Annotated in this window: 2 protein-coding genes and 1 pseudogene; all 3 read right to left on the bottom strand. The window is 44.2% G+C overall.

What is annotated here, in order from left to right; translation table 11 throughout:
- The coding region (locus ACTNES_RS20500) for a CD1108 family mobile element protein (RefSeq protein ID WP_441040539.1) at window positions 1-1,499 on the bottom strand (1,499 nt) is incomplete at its 3' end.
- A gap of 29 nt (window positions 1,500-1,528) precedes the next feature.
- Window positions 1,529-1,840 carry a hypothetical protein gene (locus ACTNES_RS20505; protein WP_055052945.1) on the bottom strand — a complete coding sequence of 104 codons (312 nt, stop codon included), beginning with the start codon at window positions 1,838-1,840 and terminating at the stop codon, window positions 1,529-1,531.
- A gap of 95 nt (window positions 1,841-1,935) precedes the next feature.
- Window positions 1,936-2,193: pseudogene (locus tag ACTNES_RS20510) on the bottom strand (VirB4-like conjugal transfer ATPase, CD1110 family); the annotation flags it as partial.
- Window positions 2,194-2,302: the final 109 nt, after the last annotated feature.

Consider the following 2,302-nt stretch of genomic DNA (forward strand, 5'->3'; position numbering starts at 1 on the left):
CCATACTGCTGACGGAAAATGGACTCTATCTCCTCTGCCACTTCATCATAAGTAAAACCACCGTATTTAACTGTCAGATAAGAGATCAGCTGATATGGATTATGTCCGATCTCATCAATCTGGTACCGGTATTCATCGTAATCCGGGTGCGTGGATTCCATCTGATTGATCTGCGTATTTAAGGCTTCTTCTAATGCCCGGTATGCATTTTCAGCGGCATAAATGTCCTCATCTGTACTGGAATAACTGGTGGAAATAATGGCAGACGAAGCTCCCTGCAGGGATGCACTGCAGCTGGTAAAACTTGCTGCAATCAATACAAAGATCAATCCAAAGATAGCAACTGTAGCAAAAATCCCACGGTTTTGTGCCGCAATCATTTTGACTGCATCTTTTGCTTTCTCTGTAACTTTCTGCGCTGAAGTAATCGCCGCATCCTTTGCCTTTTTGCTCTGCTTTGCTGCCTGATACTGTTTCTGATAACGTTTCTTCTGGAACAGCTTTTGCAATGCAGATTTTCTTTTCTGCTCCGCTTCCTTCTTCACCATCTTTTTTGCTTCATTTCCATAAACAGATTCAAACATCAGCCTGCTTTTTTCTGCTTCATCAAGAACGCTTTCTTTCAGTCTTTTTGACTGTTCCCTCCTTTGCTTTAAGCGTTCCCTTGTATAAATGGATTTTCTTGCAAGGCTTTCTCCTGCAAGCTCTGCCCGGTGTGCCCCTTCTACCGCAGCATTATCATCTTCTGCCTCATGGGTTTTCCAATGAGCCGCCGTAGCCGCAGCGTCTTTCACGGCAGATGCAGAACTTCGGATACCGATACCGGCTCCATGTATCATGCCATCACTTTCATCGCCAAACGATAATCTGGAACTCTTTTTCCGCTGTTCTTTCAGCACACGTTCCCGCTTCGATTTGCCTTTGATCTCCTCCGAAAATCCATCCAGAGACTCTTCTGCCACTTCTGAAGTTTCCCTGTACCGGGCAGCTTCTCTCTTTGCCGTCTTGCATTCTTCGGAAGCCTCCTTTTCCTTCCGTCTTTCTTTTGACGCATAATCTCTGACCATCTTTTTCTTACGGAGATCCCGGCTGTCTGCAACCGTTTCCAGATAAGCCCGTTCTCCCCTTGGCTGTCCACGGATGCTCTCACTGCGAAATGCGGATTTCGTTGCAGCTGTGCTTTCATCGGCTACTTGTTCCCCATCCAGTTCTCCATCTATATCTTGTTCTGACTCCTCATCCAGTACAGATTCTCTACTATATCTGGTTTTTTTGGAACTTTGCTCCGGATGTTCTGTTTCCCTTTTTTCATTGATATGCTCACGCCTTCTCTTACTGAAATCCAGTTCATCCTTTTTTTCACTACGGGAAACCTCTGTATCCATATCTCGTCCAGTGATCCTTTTTTCTTCTTTATTCCGAAGGTTCTCTTCTCTAAGACCATCACGGCTCATCTTCTGGACGGTTTTATCTCTCGCCTTATACTCATGCTCCTGCAAATCTCACCATCCCCTTTACTGTTTACCTGTTATTCTGCTTTATCCTGATAGCTCTCCCATTTTTCCAGTACCTCATCTGCCAGTCCTGCAATGGAATCTGTCAGCTTATCTGTAAGTCTTTCACTCAATGTTCTTCTTGCAGCCAAGCAGGAAGTAATCCCCATAAAGTCAATCAGTTCCGCTAAATACAGCAGATCATCTAACATCTCGCCAAACACCTCCTCCCCGTTACTGTCCTTTCCTTTTTCTAAAAGTTCTTTATAATTGTCTGCACAGATTCTCTCTGCAAATACACAGCAAGGTTCCCCATTGCATCTCTCAAAATTCGTATAATCTCTCATGTAGTGATCCTCCATTTCATTTTTGGGCAGAAAAAAGGCCGGAAATCTTTTCCCGGCTCATCCCCTGCTTTTGTTCTATTTTGTTTTTTATATTTTTAATCGTCTCTTTCTCCGATACCAAGTTTTTTACGCTTCTCCACCTCATCCGGCTTAGAAGTCATCAACGCATACAGCATCAGAGAATTATCAAATTTATCCTTAAACGGGATAATGGTACTGCCATAAAAGACCAGTCCCTCGCCTTCTCCACTGTTGGTAACATAAGAGAGCTGATGTGGTGAAATGTTCAGCTGCTTTGCAAGAATCTGCCTGTCACCGGATGCCTGGTTTAACATCAGGATAAAGTCAGAATTTTATAGTGATAGGTAAGCCTCTGATATCATCTCGGGCTTTTCCCCCACTCCACACCGTGCATGCGACTTTCACCGCACACGGCGTTCCATCGGTTAGTATTTTTCATTG

Source organism: Blautia sp. HCP3S3_D9, from assembly GCF_052063845.1.
In the GTDB taxonomy this organism is placed as follows: Bacteria; Bacillota; Clostridia; order Lachnospirales; family Lachnospiraceae; genus Blautia_A.